The sequence below is a fragment of the Agromyces sp. NPDC055658 genome, from assembly GCF_053618155.1.
In genome coordinates this window covers 25,736-52,386 of the sequence record NZ_JBSHHD010000004.1, presented here as the reverse complement: position 1 = coordinate 52,386, position 26,651 = coordinate 25,736, and the positions used below count along the sequence as shown (strand labels likewise).

Below are 26,651 nucleotides of genomic sequence, written 5' to 3'. Positions count from 1 at the left end.
GGGCTGCGAGCCGCAGCGCCCGGTCGGGGCGATGATGGTCGCATGTGGAGCTCGATGTTCGAACTGGACGTGTCGGTCTGGGAGAAGCTCATCCGCACGGCCCTGCTGTACGCGTTCCTGATCGTCGCCCTCAGGCTCAGCGGCAAGCGGCTCATGGCGCAGCTGACGACCTTCGACTTCATCCTGCTGCTGCTCGTCTCGAACACCGTGCAGAACGGGCTGATCGGCGACGACAACACCGTGAGCGGCGCCATCATCGGGGCCGTCGCGCTCTTCGCACTGAACGCCGCGCTCGCCTACGTCATGTTCCGCAGTCCGCGCGCGCAGAAGCTCGTCGCCGGCGATGCCGTGGTCGTGGTGCGCGACGGCAAGCCCGACGAAGCGGCCCTCCGCCGGCAGCGCTTCACGCATTCCGACCTGAAGATCGCGCTGCAGGATGCCGGCGTGCCACGCCTGAAGGACGTGAAGCGAGCGCGGCTCGAGCCCAACGGGCAGTTGCTCGTCCACGTCGTCGAGCACGACGGCCCGACGCGGGCCGAGCTGTTCGCCGCCGTGCAGGAGCTCAACGCGAAGGTCGACCGGCTCACCGCCCGGCTCGGCGACGGGAAGGCCGGCGACTGACCGATCAGGGCTCGAGGAGCTCGGCGAGCGCCCCCTGCACGGCCTCGAAGCGTTCCGCGCCCAGCCTGCGCGCGTAGGACGCTTCGATCGACGCGACGATGCGCAGGCAGTCGGCCAGCGCGCGTTCGCCTTTCGGGGTCGCGACGATGAGTCGCGCCCGCCGGTCGGCAGGGTCGGCGCGCCGCGAGAGGTAACCGCCCTGCTCGAGGTCGTCGACCAGTTCGCCCATCGCCTGCGGGGTCATGCCCGCCTGGGCGGCGAGCTGGGTCAGGCGCAGGCCGGTGCTGTCGAGCGCGCCGAGCAGCACCGAGTGGCGCACGCGCAGATCGGGGTAGCCGGCCCGCGTGAGCTGCTCGAAGACCTCGCCCTCGAACTCCTTCGCCAGGCGGGCGGCGAGCATCCCGAGGGGCAACGCCGGCGAGTGGGCCATGGCTCAACGGTAGCCGAGACGTAAATCTTCAAGTAGCCTGTTGATCAGGCAACCTGAATAAATAGCGGAGGAGACGACATGATCACGGCAGGTACTCGGATGCCGAACCTCGAACTGCAGAGCAGCACCGGCGAGCCCGTTCGACTGCTCGATCACCTGGGCGAGCGCGGGATGGTCGCGTTCTTCATGCGAACGACGACGTGCCCGGTCTGCAACGCGCACGTGCGCGACCTGGTCGGCCGGGCCGGCGAGCTCTCGGCGCGCGGCATCTCGGTGCTGATCGCCGTGCCCGAGGATCGCGAAGAGGCGGCGGCCTGGAAGGATCGCCGCCGCGTGCCGTTCCCCGTCGTCACGGGCGCCGACGGCACGGCCCACGAGGCGGTCGGCCTCACGAAGCGCGTCTTCGGGTCGATGCAGCAGTCGGGCACCGTGCTCGTCGACGCCGCGGGGCTCGTGCGACACGCGCACGGGTCGACGCTGCCGACCGCCGGTTACGACCGACGGGCGCTCCTGGCCGCGATCGACGAACTCGCGCCGGCCGCCCGGGTCTGACCCCGGCGGCACTAGGCTCGCGCCCATGGAACAGCCCGCCCTCACCGATGGCCGCCTCGCTCCGCCGACCGGATCGCGGCACCTCCTGCGGTGGATCCGGATCTGGCTGGTCGTCATGATCGCGGGGCTCGTGGTGAGCGGGGTCACCGCCTTCCCGCTCGACGTCGAGCTCGCGTTCGGTGCCGAGGTGCTGCAACGCCTCGGTGCCGCGGACTGGGCGCCGGGCGTCGTCGAGTGGGTGCAGCGCGTCGACGAGGCGTTGCGCGAGAGCTACCGTGCGCACCCCTTCCTCGCGTACGGCACCGACTGGCTCGCGTTCGCGCACCTCGTCATCGCGGCGGCATTCATCGGTCCCTACCGCGATCCGGTGCGCAACGTCTGGGTCACCCAGTGGGGGATGCTCGCCTGCCTCGGCGTCGTGCCGCTCGCGCTGATCGCGGGCTCGATCCGAGGCATCCCGCTCGGCTGGCAGCTGATCGACATCTCGTTCGGCGTGATCGGCATCGTGCCGCTCCTGATCGTGCTGCGGCTCACTCGCCGGCTCGAGCTGATTCAGGCGGCGACGAGCGCCGCGAGCTCTCCCATGTCGGTGAACACGAGCCCGGCGCCGGCGGCCGACAGGGCCGCGGGGTCGGTGCGCGTCGGCCCGAGCGGGGCGAAGCCGTAGACCGTCGCGCCTGCGGCGACGCCCGCGGCGACGCCGGCGACGGAGTCCTCGATGACGAGCGCCGTGGTCGGGTCGACCTCGAGCGAGCGGGCGGCGGCGAGGTAGACGTCGGGCGCGGGCTTCGTGCGCGCCTGCTCCATGCCGCTGAAGATGCGCTCGCCGAAGAACGGGCGCAGCCCGGTCGTGTCGAGCTGCAGCTCGACCTTGCCGCGGTCGGCCCCCGAGACGCACGCCATGCGCTCGCCGACGAGGCCCGCGATCGCCGACAGGGCGTCGGCGACCCGCGGGATCGGTGCGACCTCCGCCGCGAGGGCGGCGTCGCGCCGGGCCCGGAACCCGAGCACCCAGGCGTCGTCGATGCGGAAGCCGGTGTGCTCGAGGATGACGCGCCACTCGTCACGCAGCGAGCGCCCGAGGAAGTGTCGCACGACGTCGGCCTCGGTCGCCCGCCAGCCGAGTTCGCCCAGCATCTCGCGCAGTACCCGAAGCGTGATCCGCTCCGAGTCGACGAGCACGCCGTCGCAGTCGAAGAGCACCGCTGAGAACCGGGAAGCCGTCGTCGTCACTCGGCAAGGATACGGGGCTGCCGGGCGCTGCCCGTGCCTGCTGCGAGTGGACGGATATTGGCCTGCACGTGGATCTCCCAATCAGATCTGAAATCGTATATGATCGAGCGCAGGTCGTCGTCGACCCTTCACGGCGGCCTCCTCGGTGGGGCGCCGCGCGCGTCACCGGGCCCCTCACCAGACGAAGGAGTCGCACGATGAGCGCACCCGACCAGCCCGGATTCACCCCCACCGGCACGATCTCAGCGGTGGGCGACCGAAGACGGGTCGTCTTCGCGACGGTCGTCGGCACGACCGTCGAGTGGTACGACTTCTTCATCTACGCGACAGCGGCCGGCACGGTCTTCGCACAGCTGTTCTTCGCTCCGGCCGGCGAGCAGTTCGCGCAGATCCTGGCGTTCATCACCGTCGGAATCAGCTTCCTGTTCCGCCCCCTCGGCGCGTTCCTGGCCGGTCACCTCGGCGACAAGTACGGCCGCCGGCTCGTGCTGATGCTGACCCTCATCCTGATGGGTGCGGCGACGACGCTCGTCGGCGTGCTGCCGACCTACGAGGCGATCGGCATCGCGGCCCCGATCCTGCTGATCCTCCTGCGCATCCTGCAGGGCATCTCGGCGGGCGGCGAGTGGGGCGGCGCGGTGCTCATGGCCGTCGAGCACGCGCCGAAGCAGAAACGCGGCATGTTCGGGGCCTCGCCGCAGATCGGCGTGCCGCTCGGGCTCCTGCTCGCCTCGGGAACCATGGCGCTCATGGCGGTCATCGCCCCCGGCGACGCCTTCCTCGCGTGGGGCTGGCGCGTGCCGTTCCTGTTGAGCGTCGTGCTCATCCTCATCGGCTACTACGTGCGTCGAAAGGTCGAGGAGAGCCCGGTCTTCACCGAGATCGCCGAGCGCAAGGAGCAGACGCGCATGCCGATCGTGCAGCTCTTCCGCAGGCACGCGCTGCTCGTGCTCATCGCCGCGCTCGTCTTCGCCGGCAACAACGCCGTCGGCTACATGACGACGGGCGGGTACATCCAGCGCTACGCGACCGACGAGAAGGGCCCGATCGGGCTCGCCACCGCCGACGTGCTCGGCGCCGTGACGGTCTCGGCCGTCTCGTGGCTCGTCTTCACCTGGGTGGCGGGCTGGCTCAGCGACCGCATCGGCCGTCGCACGACGTACATCATCGGCTGGATCCTGCAGCTCGTCGGCGTCTTCCTGCTGTTCCCGCTCGTGAACACCGCGAACCTCGCACTGCTGACGCTCGGGCTCGTGACCCTCACGATCGGCCTCGGTTTCACGTACGGGCCCCAGGCGGCGCTGTACTCCGAGCTGTTCCCGGCCTCGATCCGCTTCTCAGGCGTCTCGATCTCGTACGCGATCGGTGCCATCCTCGGCGGCGCGTTCGCCCCGACCATCGCCCAGTGGCTCGTGCAGACGACCGGTTCCACCGACGCCGTCACGTGGTACCTGGCGGGCATGACGCTGATCGGCCTCGTGGCGACCCTGCTGCTGCGCGACCGCTCGGGCATTCCGCTCGGCCCCGACCACGAGGCCGAGCAGGAGAAGAGCCCGATCTACGGACTCGCGCGGGCCTGACGCCGGCGAGCGGCTCATCGTGCCGCGACGACCGAGCGACGAAGGGGCGGATGCCTGGGCCCAGGCATCCACCCCTTCGTCACGTCAGCTCGACCCGCCGGCCGCGGGCGCCGCCTCGGCGGCGCGCAGGACCCACTTCGGCGTCTCGCCGTAGCGCTGGAACGGCACGAGCTCGCCCGCCGCGCTGTCGTCGATGAGCTGGGCGAGCCGGCGTTCGCGGGTCGCCTGCTGCTTCGCCTGCAGCACCCAGTGCGTCACCTGCCGGCGGTACGTCGGCGTCGCCGCCTCGAGGAAGGCGGATGCCGCGGGGTTCGCCTCGACTCGGGCGGCCCACTCGGGCGGCAGCTCTTGGTCGGGGTTCTCGTGCGAGTACACGCCCGTGCGATCTTCGCGCCGGCGGGCGTATGCGGCGAGGCCGGCTTCGGTCATGAGGCCCTGCGCGGTGAGCTCTTCGACGAGTGCGATGTTGACCTTCGACCAGATGCTGGAGGGCTTTCGCGGCGACCAGCGCTGGCGCGTCGCATCGTCGTCGATGCGCTGGGCGACCGAGTCGATCCAGCCGTAGCAGAGGGCGACCGGCACCGCCTGCTCCCACGTCAGCGGGCGATCGGCGACGTGCTTCTTGTAGAGGCCCATCCACAGCTCGGTCTCGGTGTCGTGGTTCGCCTCGAGCCACGCACGGAACTCGTCGGGCCCGGAGAAGAACACTGCGGGGCGTTCGGGCGTGCCGCCCGGGGTGCCGATCTGCTGCGCCATGCCGCGAGTCTGCCATGCGCCGCCGACACGTGCGGCGCCGCGCCGAGCCGACGCGGCGCGGCGCCGTTCAGCGCCGAGGCGTCCACCCCGGCGGCAGCGGCTCGTCGATCGTCGCCCGCTCGAGGTCGGCCGCGAGCGACCACCCCTGCGCGGCATCCGCTTCGTCGAAGCCACCCCGAGCGACGCGGAAGCCGACGTCCTCGTGGTGCATGCCGGGCGCACCGCCGCGCCGGGTCGACGCGCGCACGCTCCACGCGTCGTCGGCGAAGCCGCCGCCGCGGAACACGCGGTAGTCGTCGTAGCGCGCCGGGTCGAGCAGGTCCCAGCACCACTCCCACGTGTTGCCGAGCGTGTCGAACAGCCCGTTGAGGTTCGGCAGCTTGAGCCCGACCCGCTGCGGCGCGGAGACGCCGTCGGCCGCCGTCCACGCGACCTCGGCGAGCGGGCCGTAGTGGGGCCCCGTCGACCCGGCACGGCACGCGTACTCCCACTCGGCCTCGGTCGGCAGGCGATAGCCGTCGCTCGTCGCGTCCCAGTGGACGTCGAGCCCGTCGAACGCGTACGCCGGGTCGAGCCCCTCCCACTCGGAAGCGGCGTTGCAGAAGCGGATCGCCCGCAGCCAGCTCACATCGGCCGCCGGGCGAAGCGGATGGCTCGCGGTCTCGCCGATCGCCTCGGCGAGCTGCTCCTGGGTGACGGCGAAGCGGCCGATCTCGAACGATTCGAGCTCGACCGTCCACCGCACCTTCCGGCGCGCGTCGTGGAGGCCCACCATGCCCGCGGGCAGGCGCACCATCTCGAGATCGGGCATCAGCCGGCGTCGGCCTCGGGGACGAGCCGGATCGTGACGTCGTAGCGGCGCTCGCCCACCACCGTGGCGACGATGCGCTCGGCATGGTGGGCGTACTTGGCGCGGTACGCAGCGTCGAGGTCGCGCTGCACCTCGGCCGAGGCGCCCGCGAAGCTCACGTCGCGTTCGACACCGCCGGCCCTGACACGGCCCGTGCCGCTCGCGACGGCGCGGCGGTACCAGCCGGCCTCGGGGCCGTACGCCGAGCGCACGAAGAGGTCGTCGCCGACGCGGGCGACCCACATGGTGACGTACGGGCGCAGCGACCCGTCGGCGCGCCGAGACGCGAGCTGCAGCTCTTCGGCGGCGCCGACGCGGTCGAGCTCGTCGGCGGTCCAGTCGGTCATCGGCGGCTCCTTCGGTCTCGGATGATGTGCCGGCAGGTGAACGAGCCTACGCTCGAAGGAGGTCGCGGGACGGAGGACGGCATGATCCAGGTGCGGGTGCTCGGCATCGCGCTCGACCAGTCGGGGCAGCATCTCGTGCTGCTGCGCCCGCTCGCCGACGACCCGGACGGGCCGGTCGTCGTGCCCATCTGGATCGGCCGGAACGAGGCGAACTCGATCCTCATCGCACTCAGCAGCGAGTCGACCCCGCGCCCGCTCACGCACGACCTCATGACGACGCTGCTCGGCACCCTGGGCGCCCGCCTCGAGCGGGTCGAGGTGACGAAGCTCGACGAGGGCACGTTCTACGCCGAGCTCACGCTCGTCACCCGGCAGGGGCCGCGCATCGTCGATGCCAGGCCGTCCGACGCGATCGCGCTCGCCGTGCGGTCCGAGGCGTCGATCTGGATCGCCGAGCAGGTGCTCGAGGACGCCGGAATCCCGGCGGAGCTCGCCGGCGAGGCGGCGTCCGAGCCCTCCGGGTCGTCGCACCACGGGGATGCCTCGGGCGGAGCCGCCATGCCGATCGACGAGTCGAAGCTCGAGGAGTTCAAGCGGTTCCTCGACGACGTCGACCCCGAGGACTTCGAGGGCTGAGCGCCGCGCCGCGCGATGCGCGCGACGGCGCGGCAGAATGGCAGGCATGGATGCCTCGTTGCCGGCGCGAACCGTGATGCCGAAGCCGCAGTACGTGATGGCCGCCGACGGCACCCGCATCGCGACCTACACCTGGGGCGACGACGACGCGCCGACCGTGCTGTGCGTGCACGGGTTCGCCTCGAGCTGCAAGGACAACTGGGTCGACACCGGCATGGTGCGCGACCTCACGGCGGCCGGCTTCAGGGTGATCGGCGTCGATCAGCGCGGCCACGGTGCGAGCGGCACGCCGCACGAGGCATCCGCCTACCGCATGTCGGCGTTCGTCGACGACCTCGTGACCGTGCTCGACACGTACCTGCTGGTCGAGGGGGTGCGCTTTCTCGGGTACTCGCTCGGCGGGCGCGTGGGCTGGCAGCTCGCGGTGCAGGCGCCCGAGCACGTGTCACGCGCGGTGCTCGGCGGCATCCCCGACGGGCGGCCGCTCGCCCGCCTGCAGATCGACCAGGCGCGCGCCTACGTCGACGAGGGCGCGCCCGTCGACGACCAGGTCACCCGCAACTACGTGACCCTCGCCGAGCGCGTGCCCGGCAACGACCTGCGCGCGCTCATCGCGCTCGCCGAGGGCATGCGACTCGGCGACGCCGACCCCGACCCGGCCGACCCGCCGCGCCAGCCGGTGCTCTTCGCGACCGGCACGGAGGACGCCATCGTCGAGCAGTCGCGCAGCCTGGCGGCGGCGACGCCGAACGGCACCTTCGTCGAAGTGCCGCGGCGGCACCACTTCAACACGCCCGGATCGCGGGTGTTCCGGCAGGCGGCGGCGGAGTTCCTCGCGGTCGGCTGATCGCGGCCGGGAGCGGCGCCGATCCGATCCCCGCGCCGCGCGATCGTCGGAGGGGTGCCGTCGCAGGGTCGACTTCGATACGGTGAGTGCGTGCGCAGTCCGGGGGGAACGGGCAGGTCGAACGTGGCGGCGAGTCGCTCGCGGCGGCGATCCGGCGGTGGGCGAGCGCGGGCGGCCGTTGCCGTCGGCGCGCTGATCGCCGCGCTGTTCGCCCCGTTCGGGGCGGCCACCTCGGCGACGGCCGCGACCCTCCAGCCGTCGGGCCTCGCGACGGGCATGATCGTCGACGGCACCGTCGACCCCGGCACTCCGCCGAACACCTTCAACTGGGGCGACTTCATCACCGGCGTGCAGCCCGACAGCAGCTTCACGTTCACCCCGACCGGCCCGTACACGACGACCCAGGGCCTGGCGTCGACCGGCATCATCGAGGGTGCGTTCGACTGGGACAACAGCTCGCTGGCCGCTGCCTGCGCCGCGGGCGCCGAGCCGACCGGCGCCCCGCCGAGCCAGAGCCCGAACACCAACCCGTGGCTGCCGGGCACGGCGAAGCCGAACGAGAAGGGCGATCTCTGCTCGACGGCGTACGGGCTCGAGGTGGTCACCGATGCGGCGGGCACCCGCCACACCATCCTCTACGGGTACTGGACCCGCTACGTCGGCAACGGCGAGGTCAGCATCTTCCAGCACCTCGAAGGGCCCGGCAACGGGCGCTGCAACGACGTGCTGATCGAGTTCGACTACGAGTCGTCGGGCACCACGGCGCGAGTGCTGCGCTGGGCGCCGACCGCGGGAGACGCCTGTGCGAACCCACTCGGCGCCGGCACGTGGGTGGCACAGCCCGGCACGGCCGACTTCACCTGGGCGACGGGCATCCGGCAGGAGGGGCCGCCGCTCACGAACCAGCCGCTCGACACGTTCGGCGAGTTCGCGATCGACCTCAACACCTCCGGCATCTTCGCCCCGACCGAGTGCCGCACCTTCGAGGTGTCGGAGATGTTCACCCGCACGGGCAACTCCGCCCAGGCGAACATCCAGGACTTCGCCGACCACGCACCCGACGCCATGAGCCTCTCGAACTGCGGCGCGCTCACGGTCACGAAGGCGACCGTGCCCGACGACGTGGAGCCGACCGACGACTTCGGGTTCACCATCACCCGCGAGGGCGGACCGGTGATCCCGGGGCCGCCGCCCGTCGACTCGATCGTCGACACGCTCGCGGCCGGCGAGACGAAGACGTACGAGGACGTGCTCGTGAGCTCGCAGTACCACCTCACCGAGACGTCGATCCCACCGCCGTGGTCGCTCCAGTCGATCGTCTGCACGGCGATCCCGCTCGGCGGCGGTCCGCCGCAGGAGTTCGTCATCGACGACCCGTCCGACGCGTTCCTCGTCTCACCCGAGAACACGACCGACTGCGTCATCACGAATGCCGCGGCCGTCGTCACGGTCGAGAAGCAGACGCTGCCCGACGGGGCGGCCGGTGCCTTCGGGTTCGAGGTGACCGGCCAGGACGACGTCACGCTCGGCGACGGCGATCGCCGCTCGTTCGCCGTGCCCGTCGGCGAGGACGTGACCATCACCGAGGCGGCGGCAGACGGCTGGCTCGCGCCCGACATCGCGTGCGACAGCGGCGGCGCCGAGGTCGACGGTCGCTCGGCGACCGTGACGCCGGCGGCGGGCGAGAACATCACGTGCACGTTCACGAACACGCAGCTCGGCACGGTCATCGTGTCGAAGGAGGCGCACGGGGTCGACGGGCGGACGTTCTCGTTCGCCAGCGACCTGCCCGGTGGCGAGGCCTTCGACATCGAGGTGCCGAACGGCGACGGGACACTCTACGAGGAGACGTTCACGGGCGTGCCGCCCGGCGAGTACACGCTCAGCGAGGACTCGGACGCGGCCGATCCGCCGACCCGGCTCGCCGACCTCTCGTGCACCTACGGCGGCACCGATCACACGGGCGACACCGCTGCGCGCAGCATCGACTTCACCGTGCTGCCGGGCGAGACCGTGCGCTGCTTCTTCACGAACAGCCTTGCGGGCTCGATCGCCGTCATCAAGCGCACCGTGCCGGTCGAGTACGACCAGCTGTTCGACTTCGTGTTCACGCCGCCCGACGCGGCGCCGACGGGATTCCAGCTCAACGGCGACTCGACTCCGCCGAACGTCGCGCTCCGGTCGTTCGGGTCGCTCGAGCCCGGGTCGTACACCGTCACGGAGCCTGCGGACGTCGACGGCTGGACGCTCGAAGGACTCGACTGCAACGGCGCCGAATGGCAGCCGAGCGCGGACGGCCGCGGCGTCGTCGTCGACCTCGCCGACACCGACGCGGCGGTCTGCTTCTTCACCAACCGTGCCGACACGGCCTCGCTCACCCTGACGAAGACGGTCGCGGGCGCCGATGCGGATCTCGCGTGGTCGTTCGCGTTCGACCTCGTCGGACCCGACGGCACCACCATCGGTCGGACCGCGACCGAGGCAGCGCCGACCGTGCAATGGGACGAGCTCGTGCCGGGTGCGACGTACACTCTGCGCGAATCGGGCGCCGCCCAGGCGGGGTGGTCCCGCGGTGCACCCGTCTGCGGCCTCGAGGACCTCGATCCCGCGACGGCGGGACTGCAGTTCTCACCGACGCCGGGACAGGCCGTCGAGTGCACGGTCGAGAACGCCGCCGAGGCATCCTCGATCAGCGTCGCGAAGGTGGCCGCGGGCATCGGCGACGACTTCGCGTGGTCGTTCGACCTCGGCATCGATCCGGTGCCGACGGGCGAGTCGAGCCCGAAGGTCGTCAGCGGTGTCGGGCAGTCGGGCGAGATCGTGACCTGGGGTGCGCTGATGCCCGGCCGCAGCTACTCGATCACCGAGTCGGGTGCGTCGGGCTGGTCGAGCGACGTCGCCTGCACAGGGCTCGCGGACGAGGACCTCGAGGCGCCCGGGCTGCAGTTCACGGCGCCCGTCGGTCTGGACCTCGAGTGCACGATGACGAACCGGGCGACGGCCGGCACGGGCGCGCTCACCAAGACCTCGCTCGGCGGCGACGGCGAGTTCGAGTTCGTGCTCACCGACCTCGACCACGCGATCGACCCGATCACCGTGGGCGTCACGACCGCGGGCGGCGGCGCGGAGGTCGAGCTGCCGCAGATCATCCCGGGCGTGCGCTATTCGTTCGTCGAGGTCGACCGCCCCGACTGGATCGAGGGCGCGCTCACCTGCACGATCACGCCGGGCGACGGCGGCCCCCCGTTCGTGCTCGACGATCTCAGCGACTTCTCGGTGAACCCCGGCGACGTGGGCGCCTGCAGTGCGGTGAACTCCGCCTACGGCCGCATCGTCGTGGTGAAGGCCGTCGACGGGGCCGACGGCGAGTTCGGCTTCACCGGCGACTGGCGGTCACCGTCCGAGTTCACGATCACGACGAGCGACGGCACGGGGGCGGCAGCGTTCGACGGGGTCGTTCCCGGCAGCTACACCGTCGAGGAGCTCTCGCGCGACGGCTACGAGACGACCGGGCTCGCCTGCGTCGACGGCGCCGCCGACGGCACCCCGTCGACGACGGCAGACCTCGTCGGCTCGATCGGGCTCGACCCCGGCGAGACCGTCACCTGCACGTTCACGAACACCGAATGGGGCGTCATCGTCGTCGACAAGTCGACGACACCGCCCGGCTCGTCGCAGGAGTTCGGCTTCGAATGGGGGCCGGACGGCGGCGACGAAGCGGGCTTCGCTCTGTCGGATGCCTCGGAGCCGTTCACCACCGCGCCGCTCGCGCCCGGCGACTATCGGGTGACCGAGCTCGAGACCGCCGGGTGGGCGCTCGACGGGGTCACGTGCACCGGCGGGGCGTCGGAGCCGACGATCGACGGCGCGAACGCAGTGATCGCGCTCGGGCTCGGCGAGACGGTCGTGTGCACGTTCGCGAACTCGCAGGTGCTGCCGCCCGAGCCGCCCGAACCCCCCGAGCCGCCCGCGCCGCCCGCCCCCGAGCCGCCGCACGCCGGGGCACTGCCCGCCTCGGGTTTCGAGGCGCTGCAGCCGATGCTCGCCGCGATCGCGCTGCTGCTGGCCGGCGCCGGCGCGTACGCGCTCGGCCGGTCTCGCGATCGGCGCGCCGCGTCGGGTCCGCGCTGAGCGCACGCCGGGGCATCCGGCCCCGTACCGGCCCCACCCCCGGTGTCGGCGCGAGCGCGTACGATGAATGCCGGACGGAACGGGTAGGAGCGAGGCGACCGGATGACTGACGAGCACCCCACGGTGGGCGGGTCGTCGGCGACGCACGCCCACGCCGCCACCGAGTGCCCCGAGTGCTTTGTCGAGTTGCGACGCGACGGCGACTGGTGGATGGCGCGGCCCGAGGGGTCGCGTCTGGTGGGCCTGGTCGTGGCCAGGGCCGACATGCCCCCCATCCTCGAGCAGCGCGAAGACCTGCTCGCGTTCGGGGTCGCGATCCTCGACTTCCGCTACCCGGCGCCCGAGAACGTCGGCGAGTCGTGGGAGCAACGACTCGCCCGGTTCTTCGGCACCCTGCACGGCGGCGACGTGCTCGTCGTCGCGAACGTGCACGCGCTCGGCCGCGACGTCGAAGAAGAGTTGCGCACGCTCGCCGAGCTTCGTCGGCGCGGGGTCGTCGTCAAGGTGCTGAGCCACGGGGCGCGGCACCTCGCGAGCACCGGGCTCGACTGATCGGCACCGGGCATCCGCGCGGCCGCGATGCGGGCACGAGCGTCGTGCGCACGGCCCGCATCGGTGCCCGAAGATCGCCGCTCAGAAACCGAACTGCTGGGCGATCCCGAGATTGACGGGAGCGCTCACCACCGAGGGGATGCCGTCCTCCTCCACGGAGTCGGACGCCACGACCGCGTACGCGTTCGGCACCCCTTCAGATGACGGCGGCCCGAGCTCGGGTCCCGTCTCGAGCGCGACGATGCCGATGGTCTCGGGGTACCCCGGGTAGATCGGTTCGTCGGCGAGGGAGGCGGCGAGGTCGTCGCCGGGCGCGACCCCGCGCTGCGTGGTCACGGCGACGCCGTCACCGACGACCGGAAGGGTGAACTTCACCGCGACGTTCGTCGGCATGCGACCCGGTCCTTCGCCGAGATCGTCGCTGACGCGGATGCCCGGCCAGACATAGGCGAGGTACTCTTCCGCGCCCTCCTCCTCGACGGTCGGCACCTCGCCGAGCACCGCGGTGAGCGTCCCGACGATCAGGCCGGTGTCGTCGTCGTACGACGTCGAGGTCACGACCTCGCCGGCGGCGTCTTCGAAGTCGAGGCCTTCGGCGCGCACGACGATCGTCGTCACGGCGGCGAGCCGATCCGCCGGCTCGGTGGCCGACTCGGTCGACGTCGGCCCGGACTCGTCGGGTGCGGGAGTCGCGTCGGTCGGCGGTGCGGAGGTCGCCGGGGTGGGCCCCGGGCCCGCGAACGGCGCCGGGCCTCCGGTGAAGGCCACGAGCGCGCCGCCCGTCACGAGCACGATGAGCAGCACCGCCGCAACGAGGCTGCCGACGAGCAGTTCGGTGCGGGGACGCCGTCGGGGCGTTCGTCGGGCCTCGGCCATGAGTCCGCCCTTGGCGGACGCCAGCAGGCGAGCCATCTCGTCACCGTTCGGTGGTTCAGTTCTCATCGACGGTCACCGCCTTCCTCAAGCGAATCCGACTGCGGGAGACCCGCTGCTTGACCGCGCCGACGCTGAGGCCGAGCTCGGTGGCGGCCTGCGCGTACGGCAGGCCGTCGAGGAGACACAGTTCGCAGACGCGGCGGTCGACCGGCTCGAGCCGCTCGATCGCGTCGAGCACCCATCGCAACTCCTCGCGGGCGGACTCGCGCGCCTGGTCCGCCCTGACGATCGACAAGTGCGCCGGCATCCATTCGTCGGGCAACGCGTCGGTGGCGGCGCGTGCACGCTTGCGGGCTGCGTTCGCGGCGATGTTGCGGCAGGTCACGAGCAACCAGGGCAGCAGCGACCGATCGAGCAGCGCGATCTCCGGGCCTCGTCGCCACAGTGCCAGGAACGTGTCCTGGACGATCTCCTCGACATCCATGCGGCTCGGCGCGAGCGCCCACGCATAGCGGGCGACCGTGTTCGAATGCCGGTCGAACGCCTTCGACAGGGCTCGCTGGTCGCCGGCGCCGATGCTGCGGAGCAGTTCGGCGTCCCCGGGTTCATCGTCCTCCACGGAGTACCTCCTCACTGCAGGAATGTCGCGGAAACACTCGAAGGTCACACGCGGGCCTCGAACTTCTCGGTTTCGAGCGTTCACCCTGCCAGATTCCGACCCGCCCCGCGACGGCCTCGGGATGGACGTCCCGACCCTCGCACGGGGGCGCGAAAATGAACGGCCGCATCCTCGCGCCCCGCCCGGGCGGCGTGCGGGGGCGTGCGTAAATGAATCCGCCGCGCCGGCGGCTCACCCGCGGGCGCCCCATGCTCGTAGGCTCCCTCGCGACGGCCGCATCGATGCCGCCGTCGACGGCTCGACGACCGAGCGGTTCGAGGACTCGATGAGGAGCATGAACGTGAGAGAGATCACCCGGGACGTCGTCGTGATCGGCGGCGGCGTCAGCGGTCTGGTGACCGCCCGCCGACTGGTCGAGGGAGGCGCATCGGTCGCGCTGCTCGAGGCCCGCGACCGCGTCGGCGGCCGCACCTGGTCGGACACGGTCGACGGCGAGTGGTTCGAGCTCGGAGGCCAGTGGATCTCGGCCGGCCAGGACGCCCTCGAGTCCTTGCTCGGCGAGCTCGGCAAGGAGAGCCATCCGCGCTACCGCGAGGGCCGCTCGGTCTACCTCGCGCCCGACGGGCGCCGCACCGAGTTCGAGGGCGACGACTTCCCGACCGCGTCCGAGACGGTCGCGGCGATGAACACCCTCATCGCCGCGCTCGATGCGCTCGCCGCCGAGCTCGACCCCGCCGCGCCGTGGGAGCACCCGCGCGCCGCCGAGCTCGACGCGATCAGCTTCAGCGCGTGGCTGCGCACCCTCAGCGACGACGAGGAGGCGATCCGCTCGTTCGACCACTTCATCGCCGGCGGCATGCTGACGAAGCCGGCGCACACCTTCTCGGTGCTGCAGGCGATGCTCATGGCCGCGTCGGCGGGCTCGCTGCACGAGCTCGTCGACGACGGCCTGCTGCTCGACCGGCGCGTCGTGGGCGGCATGCAGTCGGTGTCGACCCAGCTCGCCGACGAGCTCGGCGACGACGTCGTGTTCCTGTCGTCGCCCGTGCGGAGGCTCGACTGGACCGACGAGGGGCCGGGCCGCGCGGCATCCGTCGTCGCCGAGAGCGACGAGCTGCGGGTCAGCGCGCGCTTCGCGGTCGTCGCCGTGCCCCCGAACCTGTACTCGCTCATCCGCTACGAGCCGCACCTGCCGCGCGAGCGCATGGTCGCGCAGCAGCACCAGTCGATGGGCCTCGTCGTCAAGGTGCAGGCCGCGTACGACACGCCGTTCTGGCGCGAGCGGGGCCTCGCGGGTACGGGCTTCGGGCGCGATGAGTTCGTCTGCGAGGTCTACGACAACTCGACGCACGACTCGTCGCAGGGCATGCTCGTCGGGTTCGTCGTCGATGTCGAGGCCGAGCGGCTCTGGGCGATGCCCGAGGCCGAGCGCAGGGCCGCGGTGCTCGACTCGTTCGCCGCGTACTTCGGCGACGAGGCGCGGAACCCGGTCGCGGTCGCGATGTCGGACTGGGGTGACGAGGAGTGGACGCGCGGCGCCTATGCGTGCAGCTACGACCTGGGCGGGCTCAGCCGCTGGGGTCACCTGCAGAACGAGCCGGTCGGCCCGATCTTCTTCGCGTCGAGCGACATCCAGGGCGTCGGCTACCTGCACGTCGACGGCGCGATCCGCATCGGCGCCGACACGGCGAAGCGCATCTTGGCCGCGGGGTAGGGCGGCGACGGCGCGGATGGCTCGGCCGCGTGCCGAACTCGCGCGATGCATCCGCGCCCGCGCGCCGGCGCGGGCGCGGGCGCGCAGTGTGCTGCATCGCCGTCAGCGTGCGGGCGCGATGCGGTATCGCGCCGTGAGCCCGTCGAGCAGCAGTCCGAGTGCGAGCTCGAACGCGCGGTCGGCGACCAGCACGCGCTCCTCGACGAGTCGCCGGCGGTGCAGTGCGTACGCCTGGGCGACGATCCCGGGCGCCTCGGGGGCGTAGACGTCCTCGGGGCCGAGCGAGTCGATGGCGCCGCCGAACACGAGCTGCTCGATCGCCGAGATCGACGCGAACACCTCGGGCGGCGGGAAACCGGCAGCCTGGAACCCGACGATGACGCGCTGGTACATCTGCGTCGCCTCGGGGGTGTCGCGGATCGGCAGGTGCGCGTAGATCGCGACGCACTCCCGGTGCGCGCGCAGCACGCGAAGGTAGCTCCACGCCCAGCGTTCGGTCGCCGCTCGCCAGGGAAGCGGGCCGAAGCCCGAGACATCCACCTCGCGCACGAGGCGCTCCTGGATCCACCCGAGGATGACGGCTCGCGATGCGGCGTGGTTGTAGATGGCGCTCGGGACGACGCCCAGACGGTCGGCGAGCGCTTGGATCGTGAGTGCGCCGGCGCCCTTGCGGTCGACGAGGCGCAGCGCCTCGTCGGTGATGCGCTCGCGGTTCAGCACCGCGACGCGCGGCCGGCCGGCCCCGCGGCGGGGCGGCCGTGCCGCGTCGTCGGTCATGAGTCGGGGTGTTCCCGCGGGCCGAGGGGCCGCTCGAGCCGGCCGGTCAGCTCGCCGCGACCGCGGTCGCCGTCACCGCGGCGAGGCTCTCGCGCACGATCGCGAGGCCGCGCAGCAGCTCGTCGTCGGTGATCGTGAGCGCCGGCAGGAACTTCAGCACCTCGTCGAACGCGCCAGAGGTCTCGATGACGAGCCCGCGCGTGAAGGCCTCCTTCGAGGTGCGCCCCGCGAGGCCGCGGTCGCCGTCGGAGACGAGGCCGTACATGAGGCCGCGCCCGCGCACGGTGAGTCCGAGCGACGGGTTCTCGGCGGCGATCAGCTCGAGCTCGCCGGCGAGGAGCGCCGACTTGCGGGCGACCTCGTCGACGAACGCCGTGTCGGCCCAGTACGCCTCGAGGGCGACACGGGCGGAGACGAACGCGAGGTTGTTGCCGCGGAAGGTGCCCGTGTGGGCGCCCGGCTTCCACACGTCGACCTCGGGGCGCAGCAGCACGAGCGACATCGGCAGGCCGGAGCCCGAGATCGACTTCGACACCGTCACGAGGTCGGGCACGATGCCCGCGGCCTCGAAGGCGAAGAAGGCACCGGTGCGGCCGACCCCCGCCTGGATCTCGTCGAGGATGAGCAGGATGCCGCGCTCGGCGGTGATCGCGCGCAGGCGCTGCAGCCACGGCACGCTCGCGACGTTGATGCCGCCCTCGCCCTGCACCGCCTCGACGATGACCGCCGCAGGCAGGTCGAGGCCCGATCCCGGGTCGTCGAGCATCTTCTCGAAGAGGTCGAGGGTGTCGACGTTCTCGCCGAGGTAGCCGTCGTAGGGCAGGCGCACGACGTCGTCGAGGGTGACGCCAGCAGCCTCGCGGTAGTGGCTGTTGCCGGTGGCCGCGAGGGCGCCCATGCTCAGGCCGTGGAACGCGTTCGTGAACGCGACGACGGTCGGGCGGCCGGTCGCCTGGCGGGCGACCTTGAGTGCGGCCTCGACGGCGTTCGCACCGGTCGGACCCGTGAACTGCAGCTTGTGGTCGAGCCCGCGCGGCTCGAGGATGAGGCGCTCGAACGCCTCGATGAACGCGCGCTTGGCCGAGGTCGCCATGTCGAGCCCGTGGATGATGCCGTCGCGCTCGAGGTACTCGATGATCGCGCGGGTGAACGCCGGGTTGTTGTGCCCGTAGTTCAAGACGCCGGCCCCGGCGAAGAAGTCGAGGTACTCGCGGCCGTCGGCGTCGACGAGGGTCGAACCGGTCGCCCGGTCGAACACCGTCGGGAACGAGCGCACGTAGCCGCGCACCTCGGACTCGCGGCGGTTGAAGACGTCAAGGTTCGCGGCGTCGCTCATGGCAGGCGGACTCCTCTGCAGATCAGGGTTTTGCGGTGCATCGAGCCTACGGCCTCGAACGGTGAGTCGGCTGCGAGCGGCCGCCCGGGGGGTCTGCCCGGGGATCAGGCCGTCACGGCGGCGTCGCCGTTGCGCCGCGACGTCGAGTCGCGGACGACGAGCTCACTGGCCGGATCGAGGCTCGACCAGTCGACGGGCTCTCCGTCGAGCAGGCGGATCAACGCGTCGACGGCGAGCCGCGCGGTCTCGACGGGGCGGAGGTCGAGCGCGGTGATGGTGGGGGTCGAGGTGCGGTTCATGACCGCGTCCGAGCCGGCGACGACGAGCAGGTCGTCGGGGACGCCGACGCCGAGTTCGCGGGCCCCTGCGACGAATCCCGCCGCGTGACGACCGGTCAGGCAGTACACGCCGTCGGGCGGGGCGTCGCCCGTGAGGAGTTCATGCGCGACCGTGCGACCGCCGTCGACTCCGCTCGTCTCGTCGCGTGCGCGAATCATCGGCTCGATGCCGTGCTCGGCGGCCCACTGCTCGTAGCCGCGCCGTGCGTGCGCGTTCCACGAGTTCTCGTCGGTGCCGGTCACGAGCGCGACCCGTCGCGCCCCGGCGTCGAGGAGGTGGTCGAGGGCGAGCCGCGTGTCGCGCTCGGTCTGCTGCGCGATCGCAGGGAAGGCGTCGGGGCGCGCGGGGTCGACGCCGACCGCGACGAACGGGATGCGCTTGCGGTCGAGCAGGGTGAGCGCGGGATCGTTGCGGATCGGCGCTTCGACGAGGCAGCCGTCGGCGGCGAGCGACGAGGGCGGCGCGCCGGGCTTCGTCGGGTCGGAGATGAGCATGAGCGAGTACCCGTGGTCCATCGCGGCCAGGGCGGCGGAGCCGGCGAACCGCAGGAAGTAGTCGACCCCCTCGGGCATCGCGGTGTCGAGCGACTCGAGCGGCCGGATCAGCAGCGAGATGACCCCGAGCTTCGACTGCCGGAGTCCGCGGGCCATGGCGTTGGGCTCGTAGCCGAGTTCGTCTGCGACGCGCTTGACCCGCTCGATGGTCTCGGCGCCGATCGTGCCCTTGCCGTTCAGCGCGTTCGAGACCGTCGTTCGCGAGACGCCGGCGCGCTCGGCGACGTCGTTGATCGTCGGTCTCGCCGCATCGATGGACACCCGGCCAGCGTAGCAAGCGGACTGCGCTGATCGCAGCAGGGATCCTCACAAGAGAATCGATTTACGGAATCGATTTACAAGAATCGATTCTTCTAGTAGCTTCGCCGTAGCTCATCGCACTCGACGGCGTGAGATTCGACGGAGAAGCTCAGGAGGACACAGTGAAAACCGCAATGACAAGAGCATCGATCGCGCTCCTCGCGGTCGCGAGCCTGGGGCTCGCGGGATGCACGGCGGATCGAGGCGGCGATTCCGGCTCGACGCTCGACGAGGGCGAGCTCCTGCAGCTCACGCCGGCCGCGACCGGCGAGGTCGACAAGGTCACGTGGAACTCGACCTACGGCGAACTCGCGACGCTCGACCCGGTCAAGGCGTTCAACTACCCGGAGAACACGATCCTCTCCAACCTCTGCGAGTCCCTGTTCCAGATGCAGCCGGACTTCTCGGTCGAGCCGAACCTCGCCTCGAGCTTCGAGGTCTCCGACGACGCACAGACCTACGTCTTCCAGATCCGTGACGACGTCACCTTCTGGGACGGCACGCCGATGACCGCCGATGACGTGGTGTTCAGCCTGAACCGCCACCTCGACCCCTCCGAGGGCAGCTACCTCGCATCGAGCTTCGCCGATGTCACGGGCATCGAGAAGACCGGCGAGTGGGAGGTCACGCTCACCCTTTCGGAGCCGAACACCATCCTCGACGAGGAACTGGCCACGAACCTCGGCGCGGTCGTGCAGCAGCAGCAGCGCGAGGCCGCGGGAGAGGACTACGGCAACCCCGAGGCCGGCGTCATGTGCACCGGGCCGTTCCAGATGGGCGAATGGAAGCAGGGCCAGTCGATCTCGCTCGACCGCTACGACGACTATTGGAACGCCGAGAAGCGCGCCAAGGCGAAGGAGGTCGAGATCGGCTTCGTCGTCGACCCCACCGCCATCGCGACGGGGCTCTCGACCGGTGAGATCCAGGGCTCCTACGACGTTCCGCTGCCGGCACTCGGACAGCTCTCGACGAGCAGCACGGGCGCACTCTCGTACGGCGAGGGCATGCAGATCATGGCGATCATCTCGACCGGCAACGGCACCTTCGGCGACCCTGCAGTGCGGCGCGCCCTCACCCGGGCGACCGACCGCCAGGCCATCGCCGACACCGTCTACGAGGGCACGGGCACGCCGTCGCGCTCGATCGTGCCGCAGGGACCGTGGAACCACTACCCCGACGTCGCCGAGCAGCGCGACGCCGAGCTGCCCGACCTGAGCTACGACCTGGACGCCGCGAAGCAGGAGCTCGAGGCCGCGACCGTCGACCTCTCGCAGCCGATCAAGATCGCCTATCCGAGCGAGCGCTCGTTCTACGCCGACATCCTCAACGAGATGGCGAACGGTGCCAAGGAGCTCGGCCTCACCCTCGAGCCGACCGGCGTGCCGAGCGCCCAGTTCGGAGCGTTCTTCTCCGACCCCGAGGCGCGCAAGGGCTACGACGGCTTCGTCACCACGAACTACCTCTCGAGCCCGTCGCCGCTCGCGCACCTCGACAACGTCGCCTACACGGGCAGCCAGCAGAACTACGCGGGCTTCTCCGACCCCGAGATCGACGCGGCGATCGACGCCGCCTACGCGGAGAGCGACCCCGCCAAGCGGGCAGAGCTCACGGTCGACGCGGAGGCGCTCGTCATGCAGCAGCAGCCCTGGGTGCCGATCAACGACCTCGCGGTCCGGCTCTACCTCGACCAGTCGGTGACCGGGGTTCCCGCCTCCTTCATCTACCTGTACTACCCCTGGGCCGCCGACCTCGGCTCGGCCGAGTAGCCGGGTGCGCGCGGGAAGGGATCGTCCATGCTCTACGTGCTGAAACGCCTCGTCGCACTGGCGCTGGTGCTGCTCGTCTCCAGCTTCATCGTGTTCAGCGGGATGTACCTCGCTCCGGGAAGTCCCGAGCAGTTCCTCGTGCAGGGGCGCACGGTCAGCCCCGAGGTGCTCGACGCGATCCGGGCGCAGTACGGGCTGGATGATCCCTTCCTCGTGCGCTACTGGAACTGGCTCATCGACGTGCTCCACGGCGACTTCGGCCGGTCCCTGCTGACGCAGCAGGATGTCTCGACCCTCATCGAGTCGCGCCTGCCCACCACGCTCTTCCTCGCGGCATACGCGGCGATCCTGATCGTGCTCCTCGGCGTCGGGCTGGGCATCCTCGCGGCCACGCGCTCGGGTGCCTTCGAGAAGGTCGTCGTGTTCGGCTCGAACCTCGGGTTCGCCGTGCCGACCTTCTTCGCCGCGCTCGTGCTGATGGCGCTGTTCGGTGCGAACCTCGGCTGGTTCCCGGTGTCGGGATCGGGGGAGGGGTTCGCCGACCGCGTCTGGCACCTGACGCTGCCGGCGATCGCCCTCGCGTTCCCGGCGATCGCGGTCGTCGCCCGGATCACCCGCACGGCGGTGCGTGAGGAGCAGGGCTCCGAGCACGTCGTGATGGCGGTCGCGCGCGGCGTGCCGAAGCGCATCGTGCTCGGTCGGCACACGATCCGCAACTCGATGCTGCCCGTGACCACGGTCATCGGCACGAACATCGCGGGCCTGCTCGCGAGTGCATTCGTGATCGAGTACGCGTTCACGCTCGACGGCATCGGATCGCTGCTCGTCAACTCCGTGCAGAAGAAGGACTTCGCCGTCGTGCAGGCGATCGCACTCATCATGGTGCTCGCGTTCGGCCTCATCAACCTCATCGTCGACCTGCTCTATGCCGTCATCGATCCGCGGGTACGACTCGCCAGGGAGGTGTCGGCATGACGAGTCGGCAGACCACCACGGAGCCGCCGGCGAACACCGTCGGCCAGGACACCGTCGCGGTGCAGGCGATCCGCCGGCAACGACTCGACGGCCCGGTCACGGGCTGGCGGCGGCTGCGCCTGCGGCTCGGCACCCTCGGGCTCGTCTGCGCCGGCATCCTCGCCGTCGTCGTGCTCACGGCCGTCTTCGCGCCGTACATCGCACCGTACGACCCGTACGTCGGATCGATCGTCGACCGGCACCTCCCGCCGAGCCTCGAGCACTGGTTCGGCACCGACCAGTCGGGTCGCGACATCTTCTCGCGCATCGTGTGGGGAGCGCGCACGAGCCTCATCGGCCCCACGGTCGTCGTGCTCGTGGCCGCCGTCTCGGCCTCGCTCCTCGCGCTGACCGCGGTGTGGTTCGGCGGCCGGGTCGACGCGTTCATCGGTCGCGTCCTCGACGTGCTGTTCGCGTTCCCGAACATGCTGCTCGCCATCCTCGCGGTCGCGATCTTCGGGCCGTCGCTGCTCACCGCCTCGATCGCGCTCGCCATCGGCTTCACGCCGTACTCGGCCCGCGTCATCCGGTCGGTGGCGCTGCGCGAGCGCAACCTGCCGTACGTGTCGTCTGCGCAACTGCAGGGCATCTCGGGACTCGTCATCACGGGGCGCCACATCCTGCCGAACGTGCGCACCCAGATCTTCACGGGCATGACGATCAACTTCGGCTACGCGATGATCGACCTCGCCGCGCTCTCGTTCCTGGGGCTCGGCGTGCAGCCGCCGACGCCCGACTGGGGCCTCATGGTCTCGAACGGCCAGGCCTCGCTGCTGCAGGGGTACTGGGAGCAGAGCGTCTTCGCGGGCCTCGCGATCGTGATCACCGTGGCCGCGCTCGGTTACGTGGGAGAGCAGCTCGGCGGACGCCGGGCGGCGGGAAGGACGCGCTGATGCTGAACGTCGAGCACCTGACGCTCGCGGTCGCCGACCCCGACACGGGCGAGGAGACCGAGATCCTGCGCGGCAACTCGTTCTCGCTCCGCCAGGGCGAGGCCCTCGGCCTCGTCGGCGAGTCGGGCTCGGGCAAGTCGATGACGCTGAAGTGCCTCCTCGGCATCGAGCCGGGCGGCGCCCGCGTCGGCGGATCGATCGAGCTCGACGGAACCGACCTGCTCGCCGCGCGCGGCGAGCAGCTCCGGCGGATCCGGGCGAACGACCTCGCGCTCATCGCGCAGAACCCGCACGGCGCGCTCAACCCCGTGCTCCGCGTCGAGCGGTTCCTCGTCGAGGGCATGGCCGATGCCCGCGGCATCCCCAAGGCGGCGGCGAAGGCCCGCGCAGCGGACTTGCTGCGGCAGGTGGGAATCACCGACACCGAGCGGGTGCTGGGCTCCTACCCGCACCAGCTCTCGGGCGGGATGCTGCAGCGCGTCGTGATCGCGGGGGCGATGTCGGGCGAGCCGAAGCTGCTGCTGGCCGACGAGCCCACCACGGCGCTCGACGTGACGACGCAGGCCGAGGTCGTGGCGATCCTCGACGAGAAGCGCCGCCAGCACGGGCTCTCGATGATCTTCGTGACGCACGACCTCGACCTCGCGGCGGCGGTGTGCGATCGGCTGGCCGTCATGAAGGACGGTGCGATCCTCGAGATCGGCACGCCCGACGACATCCGCGACCGGCCGAAGACCGAGTACACGCGTGCGCTCATGGCCGCCCGACCCCTGCTCCACCCGGCGGGGCGTGCGCCGGTGCCCGCGAACGGAACGGAGGCGCACGAATGAGCGAAGACCTCATCCTGGAGGCGGTGGGACTCCGCCGCACCTTCCATGTCGGGCGCCGGTCGAGCGTCACGGCGCTCGACGACGTCTCGTGCACGGTGCGCCGCGGCACGTGCCTCGCCGTCGTCGGCGAGTCCGGGTCGGGCAAGTCGACGCTCGCCCGCGTGGTCGTCGGGCTCGAGACGGCCGAGGCCGGCGCGGTCCGCATCGACGGGAACGAGGTGCGACCGACCACGTCGCGATCGCGCCTGCGCGCGCGGTCGAAGCTCGTGCAGATGGTCTTCCAAGATCCGCAGGGCTCGCTCAACCGGTCGCTGCCGGTCTCGGCGACCATCGACGAGATGCTGCGCGTGCATCGGCCCGACCTCGATCGCGCCGGGCGCCGGGCGCGGCTGCTCGAGCTCTTCGCCGAGGTCGGCCTCACCGAACGGCACGCCGACGCGAAGCCCTCTGCGCTCTCGGGCGGCCAGAAGCAGCGGGTCGCGATCGCCCGCGCGCTCGCCGCCGAGCCCGAGATCATCGTGCTCGACGAGGCGGTCTCGGCGCTCGACGTCTCGGTGCAGGCGCAGGTGCTCGACCTGCTCGCCCGGCTGCGCAGCGAGAAGGGGCTCACCTACCTCTTCATCACGCACGACCTCTCCGTCGTGCGCGCCGTCGCCGACGACGTCATCGTCATGCGCAGGGGCCGCATCGTCGAACGTGGGACGGTCGGCGAGATCCTCGACCGCCCGACCCATCCGTACACGAGACTGCTGCTCGAGTGCGCGCCCCAGCCCGGCTGGGTGCCGCGGCGCGGCGTCATCGAGCAGCTCGCCCACCAGCTCTGAACCGCGCCGGGAACCCGTCGCGCCATCTCCACCGCAACCGCTGAAGGAACGATCCATTGCACAGCATCACCGACCGCCTGCACGTCGTCGCGAACGGCGCCGATCCGCTCGAACGCGGTCGTGAACGGGGCGCGCAACTCCGCGACGCCCTGCCCGCAGGGCTGCGGACCTATCTCGAGCTCTTCGCGAAGTACGAGCTCGACGAGGCCGTCGTGCGCGACCTCGCCCTGAGCTGCGCCGACGCGGTCGGCGGATGGCGGCCCGCCCGGCTCGCCGAGATGGACGGGCTGGCCGCCGGAGCGGGGGTCGAGCCGTGGCACGTGTACGCGCTCAATGCGCGCACCGAGATCCTCTCGCAGGGCGTGGGCGCCGCGCCGGGCGAGTGCTCGACGATCGGCCGGCGGGTGCGGTTCGCCGACGGTTCGGTGCGCACCTTCGGACTGCAGACCTGGGACTGGCACCACCAGCTCGACGGCGAGTGGCACACGCACGAGACGCGCGGCGGCCGGTACGACGTCGCGGGCCTCACCGAGCACGGCATGCTCGGCAAGATCGGCGTCAACAGCGCGGGGCTCGCCCTGCACTTCAACATCCTCGGACACCGCACCGACGGTGCGGGCGGCGTGCCCGTGCACGTGCTGTCGGCGACGGTGCTCGAGGAGGCGGCCTCGGTCGACGAGGCGGTCGAGCTCGTGCGCGACGCGCCGCGCAGCGCGTCGAGCTCGTTCACGCTGCTCGACGCCGACACGGTCGTGACGACCGACATCACTCCGATCGGGGTGTTCGTCGTCGAGCCCGTCGACGGCACGGTCGTGCGCACGAACCACTTCCTGAGTCGCGAGGCGCAGGCACAGGAGAAGACCGAGATCTACCAGCCCGACTCCGACGAGCGTTACGGCCTGATCGCCGCCCGCTTCGCGGACTACCCCGAGCCGCGCACCGACGAGGAGCTGCTCGCCTTCCTCTACTCCGATCCGGGCCAGCCGCTGCTCTGCCACCGCCCCGACCTGACGCTGCCGTTCGGCGAGCGCTGGGCGACGCTCGCGACCGTGCAGCTCGACCCGGCCGCGCGCACGGCTCGCATCTCGAACGGCACGCCGATCGACGCCCGGGCGGGGGCCTGGCGGCAGCTCGTCGCCTGACCGGCCGGCCGGCCGACGGCCGCACGGATGCCTCGGGGCGGCGCTCATGCGCCGGCGATCTCCGTCCTGCGGCGGATCCGGTGCTGCGCACGACTCGGTAGCGTGGCCAAGATGAGCGAACAGCCGAGGATCATGGCGGAGGCGGTCGGTGCCGAGGAAGCCGAGGGCGCCGAGCGGGTCGACGATGCCGACCGGCACGTGCACTGGGCTTCGGTCGCGGTGTTCGCCGTCGTCTCGTGCGGGCTCGCCTGGCTCGTGGCCTGGCCGCTCTGGGCGCGCGGCGAGGGCATGGCCGACCCGTTGCTGCCGCTGGTCGCGACCGCCATGATGCTGACGCCGGCCGTGGCGACGCTCGCGGCGCTCGTCGTGGACCGGCGGACCCGCGGGCGGCGCCCGGCGCGCGACATCCTGCGGGGTCTCGGCATGTGGCCGTTGCGTCCGGCGCGGCGCACGATCGGGATGAGCGTCGTCATGGTCTTCGCCATGCCCCTGATCGTCGCGATCGGCTTGGGAATCACGTGGATCGCGGGGCTCGCGGTGCTCGACCCGGTCGGCTTCTCGGGGTTCGCCGAGGCGCTCGCCGGCGAGCTGCCGCCCGGCACCTCCATGCCCCCGGTGGTGCTCGTCGTCGCCCTGCAGCTCGCGATGATCCCGGTCGGCGCCGTCGTCAACGCCCCCTTCGCGTTCGGTGAGGAGGTAGGCTGGCGCGGCTGGCTGCTGCCCGCCCTGCGCCCGCTCGGCGTCTGGCCGGCGCTCATCGTCTCGGGCGCGTTCTGGGGGTTCTGGCACACCCCGCTCATCCTGCTCGGCTACAACTTCGGCCTCACCGACGTCACGGGCGTGCTGCTCATGGTGCTCTCGTGCACCCTGTTCGGCGTGCTGCTCGGCTGGACGCGCCTGCGAACGGGCTCGGTGTGGCCCGCCGTGTTCGGCCACGGGGCGTTCAACGCCTCGGCCGGGCTCGGCGCGCTGCTCGTGGCCGCCGGGTCGCCAGTGCCGCCCGCCTGGCTGTCCGGGCCGCTCGGGCTCATCTCCTGTGCGGTCTTCGCCGGCGTCGTCGCCGTGCTCGTCGCGGCGGGCCAGTTCCGCCGCTCGCGCCTCTCGGCCCGGCTCGGCTGAGCCGAACCGGGCC

26 protein-coding genes are annotated in these 26,651 nt (G+C 71.5%); 16 read left to right on the top strand and 10 right to left on the bottom strand.

Going from position 1 to position 26,651, the window contains the following annotated elements; all coding sequences use genetic code 11:
• Positions 1-42: 42 nt before the first annotated feature.
• Positions 43-621, top strand: a complete 579-nt coding sequence (locus ACWGPE_RS03315) for a DUF421 domain-containing protein (protein ID WP_231432008.1) — start codon at positions 43-45, stop codon at positions 619-621.
• A 4-nt stretch (positions 622-625) separates the two neighbouring features.
• Here ACWGPE_RS03315 and ACWGPE_RS03310 read toward each other — a convergent pair whose 3' ends face one another.
• Complete coding sequence (locus ACWGPE_RS03310; protein ID WP_376930965.1) at positions 626-1,051, bottom strand: MarR family winged helix-turn-helix transcriptional regulator; 426 nt, start codon at positions 1,049-1,051, stop codon at positions 626-628.
• 78 nt (positions 1,052-1,129) lie between these two features.
• On the opposite strand from ACWGPE_RS03310, the gene ACWGPE_RS03305 reads away from it, so the two are divergent.
• Together ACWGPE_RS03305 and ACWGPE_RS03300 are read left to right on the top strand one after the other, a co-directional pair.
• A complete protein-coding gene (locus ACWGPE_RS03305; RefSeq protein ID WP_452048150.1) occupies positions 1,130-1,603 on the top strand; it encodes a peroxiredoxin family protein in 474 nt (157 codons plus the stop codon).
• Positions 1,604-1,628: 25 nt separating this feature from the next.
• Complete coding sequence (locus ACWGPE_RS03300) at positions 1,629-2,270, top strand: hypothetical protein (protein ID WP_231432005.1); 642 nt, start codon at positions 1,629-1,631, stop codon at positions 2,268-2,270.
• On the opposite strand, the gene ACWGPE_RS03295 is transcribed toward ACWGPE_RS03300, so the two are convergent.
• Positions 2,156-2,836, bottom strand: a complete 681-nt coding sequence (locus tag ACWGPE_RS03295) for an HAD family hydrolase (protein ID WP_376930968.1) — start codon at positions 2,834-2,836, stop codon at positions 2,156-2,158. The two genes, ACWGPE_RS03300 and ACWGPE_RS03295, sit on opposite strands and share 115 nt — an antisense overlap.
• Before the next feature lie 197 nt (positions 2,837-3,033).
• Between ACWGPE_RS03295 and ACWGPE_RS03290 the strand changes: the two genes are divergently transcribed.
• Entirely contained in the window at positions 3,034-4,416 is a 1,383-nt protein-coding gene (locus ACWGPE_RS03290; protein ID WP_231432003.1) for an MFS transporter, read from the top strand.
• An 84-nt stretch (positions 4,417-4,500) separates the two neighbouring features.
• Here the strand turns inward: ACWGPE_RS03290 and ACWGPE_RS03285 are convergent, their stop codons facing one another.
• The 3 genes from ACWGPE_RS03285 to ACWGPE_RS03275 form a co-directional block, all read right to left on the bottom strand.
• Complete coding sequence (locus ACWGPE_RS03285) at positions 4,501-5,172, bottom strand: YdeI/OmpD-associated family protein (protein WP_452048149.1); 672 nt, start codon at positions 5,170-5,172, stop codon at positions 4,501-4,503.
• Between the two features lie 67 nt (positions 5,173-5,239).
• Positions 5,240-5,983 (bottom strand): formylglycine-generating enzyme family protein, encoded by a 744-nt coding sequence (locus ACWGPE_RS03280; RefSeq protein ID WP_231432001.1) that lies wholly within the window; start codon positions 5,981-5,983, stop codon positions 5,240-5,242.
• Positions 5,983-6,369: a DUF2255 family protein gene (locus ACWGPE_RS03275; protein WP_231432000.1), complete on the bottom strand. Its 387-nt coding sequence runs from the start codon at positions 6,367-6,369 to the stop codon at positions 5,983-5,985. The genes ACWGPE_RS03280 and ACWGPE_RS03275 overlap by 1 nt, the downstream gene beginning before the upstream one ends.
• 81 nt (positions 6,370-6,450) lie before the next feature.
• Between ACWGPE_RS03275 and ACWGPE_RS03270 the strand changes: the two genes are divergently transcribed.
• The 4 genes from ACWGPE_RS03270 (at position 6,451) to ACWGPE_RS03255 (ending at position 12,535) form a co-directional block, all read left to right on the top strand.
• The gene (locus ACWGPE_RS03270) at positions 6,451-7,005 is read left to right on the top strand and encodes a bifunctional nuclease family protein (protein ID WP_231431999.1); all 555 of its coding nucleotides are present in this window, start codon (positions 6,451-6,453) and stop codon (positions 7,003-7,005) included.
• Positions 7,006-7,051: 46 nt separating this feature from the next.
• Positions 7,052-7,852 (top strand): alpha/beta fold hydrolase, encoded by an 801-nt coding sequence (locus tag ACWGPE_RS03265; protein ID WP_452048148.1) that lies wholly within the window; start codon positions 7,052-7,054, stop codon positions 7,850-7,852.
• A 123-nt stretch (positions 7,853-7,975) separates the two neighbouring features.
• Positions 7,976-11,983: a prealbumin-like fold domain-containing protein gene (locus ACWGPE_RS03260; RefSeq protein WP_452048147.1), complete on the top strand. Its 4,008-nt coding sequence runs from the start codon at positions 7,976-7,978 to the stop codon at positions 11,981-11,983.
• Between the two features lie 102 nt (positions 11,984-12,085).
• Positions 12,086-12,535, top strand: a complete 450-nt coding sequence (locus tag ACWGPE_RS03255) for a recombinase family protein (protein ID WP_231431996.1) — start codon at positions 12,086-12,088, stop codon at positions 12,533-12,535.
• Positions 12,536-12,616: 81 nt separating this feature from the next.
• Here the strand turns inward: ACWGPE_RS03255 and ACWGPE_RS03250 are convergent, their stop codons facing one another.
• Entirely contained in the window at positions 12,617-13,447 is an 831-nt protein-coding gene (locus tag ACWGPE_RS03250; protein ID WP_452048146.1) for a hypothetical protein, read from the bottom strand.
• A 19-nt stretch (positions 13,448-13,466) separates the two neighbouring features.
• On the bottom strand, positions 13,467-14,030 hold the full coding sequence (locus tag ACWGPE_RS03245) for an RNA polymerase sigma factor (RefSeq protein ID WP_231431994.1): 564 nt from the start codon (positions 14,028-14,030) through the stop codon (positions 13,467-13,469).
• A gap of 340 nt (positions 14,031-14,370) precedes the next feature.
• Here ACWGPE_RS03245 and ACWGPE_RS03240 point away from each other — a divergent pair, with 340 nt between their 5' ends.
• Entirely contained in the window at positions 14,371-15,744 is a 1,374-nt protein-coding gene (locus tag ACWGPE_RS03240; RefSeq protein ID WP_231431993.1) for a flavin monoamine oxidase family protein, read from the top strand.
• A gap of 102 nt (positions 15,745-15,846) precedes the next feature.
• Here ACWGPE_RS03240 and ACWGPE_RS03235 read toward each other — a convergent pair whose 3' ends face one another.
• The 3 genes from ACWGPE_RS03235 to ACWGPE_RS03225 form a co-directional block, all read right to left on the bottom strand.
• On the bottom strand, positions 15,847-16,521 hold the full coding sequence (locus ACWGPE_RS03235) for a TetR/AcrR family transcriptional regulator (RefSeq protein WP_231431992.1): 675 nt from the start codon (positions 16,519-16,521) through the stop codon (positions 15,847-15,849).
• Between the two features lie 46 nt (positions 16,522-16,567).
• Complete coding sequence (ectB, locus tag ACWGPE_RS03230) at positions 16,568-17,857, bottom strand: diaminobutyrate--2-oxoglutarate transaminase (protein ID WP_452048145.1); 1,290 nt, start codon at positions 17,855-17,857, stop codon at positions 16,568-16,570.
• A gap of 104 nt (positions 17,858-17,961) precedes the next feature.
• Positions 17,962-19,011 (bottom strand): LacI family DNA-binding transcriptional regulator, encoded by a 1,050-nt coding sequence (locus ACWGPE_RS03225; RefSeq protein WP_275506319.1) that lies wholly within the window; start codon positions 19,009-19,011, stop codon positions 17,962-17,964.
• Positions 19,012-19,184: 173 nt separating this feature from the next.
• Between ACWGPE_RS03225 and ACWGPE_RS03220 the strand changes: the two genes are divergently transcribed.
• The 7 genes from ACWGPE_RS03220 (at position 19,185) to ACWGPE_RS03190 (ending at position 26,638) form a co-directional block, all read left to right on the top strand.
• The gene (locus ACWGPE_RS03220) at positions 19,185-20,816 is read left to right on the top strand and encodes an ABC transporter substrate-binding protein (protein WP_452048144.1); all 1,632 of its coding nucleotides are present in this window, start codon (positions 19,185-19,187) and stop codon (positions 20,814-20,816) included.
• Between the two features lie 27 nt (positions 20,817-20,843).
• Positions 20,844-21,791 (top strand): ABC transporter permease, encoded by a 948-nt coding sequence (locus ACWGPE_RS03215; protein WP_231431988.1) that lies wholly within the window; start codon positions 20,844-20,846, stop codon positions 21,789-21,791.
• Positions 21,788-22,723, top strand: coding sequence for an ABC transporter permease (locus ACWGPE_RS03210; protein ID WP_376930977.1), 936 nt, complete (start codon positions 21,788-21,790; stop codon positions 22,721-22,723). The genes ACWGPE_RS03215 and ACWGPE_RS03210 overlap by 4 nt, the downstream gene beginning before the upstream one ends.
• Positions 22,723-23,553: an ABC transporter ATP-binding protein gene (locus ACWGPE_RS03205; RefSeq protein WP_231431986.1), complete on the top strand. Its 831-nt coding sequence runs from the start codon at positions 22,723-22,725 to the stop codon at positions 23,551-23,553. The genes ACWGPE_RS03210 and ACWGPE_RS03205 overlap by 1 nt, the downstream gene beginning before the upstream one ends.
• Positions 23,550-24,377: an ABC transporter ATP-binding protein gene (locus ACWGPE_RS03200; protein ID WP_452048143.1), complete on the top strand. Its 828-nt coding sequence runs from the start codon at positions 23,550-23,552 to the stop codon at positions 24,375-24,377. Before ACWGPE_RS03205 ends, ACWGPE_RS03200 begins: the two co-directional genes overlap by 4 nt.
• Positions 24,378-24,433: 56 nt before the next feature.
• Entirely contained in the window at positions 24,434-25,519 is a 1,086-nt protein-coding gene (locus ACWGPE_RS03195; protein WP_231431984.1) for a C45 family autoproteolytic acyltransferase/hydolase, read from the top strand.
• Positions 25,520-25,630: 111 nt separating this feature from the next.
• Positions 25,631-26,638 (top strand): CPBP family intramembrane glutamic endopeptidase, encoded by a 1,008-nt coding sequence (locus ACWGPE_RS03190; protein ID WP_452048142.1) that lies wholly within the window; start codon positions 25,631-25,633, stop codon positions 26,636-26,638.
• The last annotated feature ends 13 nt before the right edge of the window (positions 26,639-26,651 follow it).

Bases quoted from the DNA above. Each gene is read 5' to 3' on its own strand.
- ACWGPE_RS03270 (WP_231431999.1), top strand. From the start codon at position 6,451: ATGATCCAGGTGCGGGTGCTCGGCATCGCGCTCGACCAGTCGGGGCAG.
- ACWGPE_RS03285 (WP_452048149.1), bottom strand. From the start codon at position 5,172: ATGGCGCAGCAGATCGGCACCCCGGGCGGCACGCCCGAACGCCCCGCA.
- ACWGPE_RS03310 (WP_376930965.1), bottom strand. From the start codon at position 1,051: ATGGCCCACTCGCCGGCGTTGCCCCTCGGGATGCTCGCCGCCCGCCTG.
- ACWGPE_RS03205 (WP_231431986.1), top strand. From the start codon at position 22,723: ATGCTGAACGTCGAGCACCTGACGCTCGCGGTCGCCGACCCCGACACG.
- ACWGPE_RS03315 (WP_231432008.1), top strand. From the start codon at position 43: ATGTGGAGCTCGATGTTCGAACTGGACGTGTCGGTCTGGGAGAAGCTC.
- ACWGPE_RS03280 (WP_231432001.1), bottom strand. From the start codon at position 5,983: ATGCCCGATCTCGAGATGGTGCGCCTGCCCGCGGGCATGGTGGGCCTC.
- ACWGPE_RS03210 (WP_376930977.1), top strand. From the start codon at position 21,788: ATGACGAGTCGGCAGACCACCACGGAGCCGCCGGCGAACACCGTCGGC.
- ACWGPE_RS03275 (WP_231432000.1), bottom strand. From the start codon at position 6,369: ATGACCGACTGGACCGCCGACGAGCTCGACCGCGTCGGCGCCGCCGAA.
- ACWGPE_RS03250 (WP_452048146.1), bottom strand. From the start codon at position 13,447: ATGGCTCGCCTGCTGGCGTCCGCCAAGGGCGGACTCATGGCCGAGGCC.
- ACWGPE_RS03255 (WP_231431996.1), top strand. From the start codon at position 12,086: ATGACTGACGAGCACCCCACGGTGGGCGGGTCGTCGGCGACGCACGCC.
- ACWGPE_RS03190 (WP_452048142.1), top strand. From the start codon at position 25,631: ATGAGCGAACAGCCGAGGATCATGGCGGAGGCGGTCGGTGCCGAGGAA.
- ACWGPE_RS03300 (WP_231432005.1), top strand. From the start codon at position 1,629: ATGGAACAGCCCGCCCTCACCGATGGCCGCCTCGCTCCGCCGACCGGA.
- ACWGPE_RS03305 (WP_452048150.1), top strand. From the start codon at position 1,130: ATGATCACGGCAGGTACTCGGATGCCGAACCTCGAACTGCAGAGCAGC.
- ACWGPE_RS03265 (WP_452048148.1), top strand. From the start codon at position 7,052: ATGGATGCCTCGTTGCCGGCGCGAACCGTGATGCCGAAGCCGCAGTAC.
- ACWGPE_RS03290 (WP_231432003.1), top strand. From the start codon at position 3,034: ATGAGCGCACCCGACCAGCCCGGATTCACCCCCACCGGCACGATCTCA.
- ACWGPE_RS03215 (WP_231431988.1), top strand. From the start codon at position 20,844: ATGCTCTACGTGCTGAAACGCCTCGTCGCACTGGCGCTGGTGCTGCTC.
- ACWGPE_RS03235 (WP_231431992.1), bottom strand. From the start codon at position 16,521: ATGACCGACGACGCGGCACGGCCGCCCCGCCGCGGGGCCGGCCGGCCG.
- ectB (WP_452048145.1), bottom strand. From the start codon at position 17,857: ATGAGCGACGCCGCGAACCTTGACGTCTTCAACCGCCGCGAGTCCGAG.
- ACWGPE_RS03220 (WP_452048144.1), top strand. From the start codon at position 19,185: ATGACAAGAGCATCGATCGCGCTCCTCGCGGTCGCGAGCCTGGGGCTC.
- ACWGPE_RS03200 (WP_452048143.1), top strand. From the start codon at position 23,550: ATGAGCGAAGACCTCATCCTGGAGGCGGTGGGACTCCGCCGCACCTTC.